2 protein-coding genes are annotated in these 1,955 nt (G+C 49.3%); both read left to right on the top strand.

Annotation, left to right across the window (positions count from 1 at the left end; genetic code table 11):
* On the top strand, positions 1-555 hold a 555-nt coding region (locus QVO39_RS02135; protein WP_502685058.1), incomplete at its 5' end, for a DUF8439 domain-containing protein.
* A gap of 42 nt (positions 556-597) precedes the next feature.
* Positions 598-1,800: a C1 family peptidase gene (locus QVO39_RS02130; RefSeq protein WP_021902821.1), complete on the top strand. Its 1,203-nt coding sequence runs from the start codon at positions 598-600 to the stop codon at positions 1,798-1,800.
* Positions 1,801-1,955 lie beyond the last annotated feature (155 nt).

Below are 1,955 nucleotides of genomic sequence, written 5' to 3'. Positions count from 1 at the left end.
CAGCCAGCACAGGCACCTACTCAGGTGAGCCAGCCGACACAAGTCTACACCAAGGCTCAAACCATTAATCCACAGCCCACTCGGCGCACTCAAGGCAATGGAGGGCAAGAGCTTTATGGCTTTTCGCTAAAAACAGGTAAGCCAACCGTGCAGAGGGAGGAGACCAATACTGGACCGGTAAGCCAAAACCGCAACGAGGAGTACACCGAAGAGCAGCTACAGAAGGCGTGGCGAAAGGCAGTGGCAATGGTCAAGAACGCCCCCTTTGCCAAGGGTGTATTGCAGAGGATCACCCCCACAAAGTCACCCGACCACAATATCCAGCTAGTGGTACAGAGCAATACCATCAAGATGCAAGTGGTGCGCGTGCTAGGGCCAGTGCTAGAGGTGCTCCACGATGAATTGAAAAATGACAAAGTCGGCATCGCCATTGAGGTAGATGTAAAGCTACAGGAGCTACTACCACAGACCCCCAATGAGCGGTGGGCATTTGTCTCCAAAGACAATCCTTGGCTGCAGCAGATGGCACAAGACCTGCAGCTTCGACCTAGATAACTAAAGAGTAATAATCACTAAATAACTAAATCAAACAACAACATGAGAAAATTACCTAAGGTACTAATTTCACTAACCCTGCTCCTCGGACTTACTATGCCAGCGATGGCACAAGAGGCTGCTAAGGAGGAGTACAAGTTTACGGTAGTAAAGGAGCTACCTATCACACCTATCCAAAACCAAGCCAATTCAAGCACATGCTGGTCTTTTAGCGGACTAGGATTCCTAGAGATGGAGGCATTGCGTATCAGTGGCAAGAGCGTAGTGCTCTCACCTATGCATGTGGTATCTCACTCTTATCGCGATAAGGCCGATAATTACATCCGCTACCAAGGGGAGACCAACTTTGGCCCTGGTGGCTCTTTCTATGATGTCCTTTACTCTGTAAAGCACTACGGTATCGTGCCAATGAGCGAGATGGAAGGTCTCAACTATGGCTCAAAGCGCCACAATCACAATGAGATACATGCTGCTGCAGATGGATTTATCAAAGCTATCCTCAAGAATTCAGAGCGCTCAGGCCTCACACCAGCTTGGAAGAAAGCTTTTGGCGGGATCATCGACGCTTATCTAGGGGAGCTTCCCGAGAGCTTTACCTATGAGGGTAAGAGCTTTACCCCCGAGAGCTTCGTGAAGTACCTAGGGCTCAATATGGACGACTATGTATCGCTCACCAGCTTTACTCACCACCCATTCTACTCTAAGTTTGTACTCGAGATTGCCGATAATTGGAGACACTCTTTATCTTACAACCTCCCTCTCGATGAGTTTATGCAAGTCTTCGATAATGCGATCAATAACGGATATGGTATCGCATGGGGTAGCGACGTAAGCGAAGTAGGTTTTAATAGAGATGGACTAGGAATCCTGATCGATGCCGACGCAGCAGAGTCTACTGGCTCCGACCAAGCTCGCTGGATCGGTGCTACTCCAAGTGAGAAGCGCAGTATGATCAATGAACTGGTACGCACTCCTGGTGCTCCAGAGATCAAGGTGACTCAAGAGTGGCGCCAAGCAGGCTTCGATGCTCAAGAAACAACCGATGACCACGGTATGGTGATCTATGGTATCGCTAAGGACCAGACTGGTAAGAAGTTTTACATGGTCAAGAACTCTTGGGGCGAAGCTGGCCGTTACAAAGGTCTATGGTATGTATCCGAGAACTTTGTAGCTGGTAAGACCATCAATATTGTGGTGCACAAAGACGCCATCCCTTCTGCTATCCGCAAGAAGCTCGGCATCTAATCCCTATCTCAATATAATATAGAATATCCCCGCTGACCCATCGGATCAGCGGGGATATCTTATTGATGCCAACTGAAAGGGGAGTGGGGGTACCTTATCGGGCAGGTCGGACAGGTCAGACAGGTCGGACAGGTCAGACAAGTCGGACGAGTCGG

This window comes from Porphyromonas sp. CAG:1061, assembly GCF_000435035.1.
Lineage (GTDB): Bacteria > Bacteroidota > Bacteroidia > Bacteroidales > Porphyromonadaceae > Porphyromonas_A > Porphyromonas_A somerae.
This window is presented reverse-complemented; position numbering and strand designations above follow the sequence as displayed.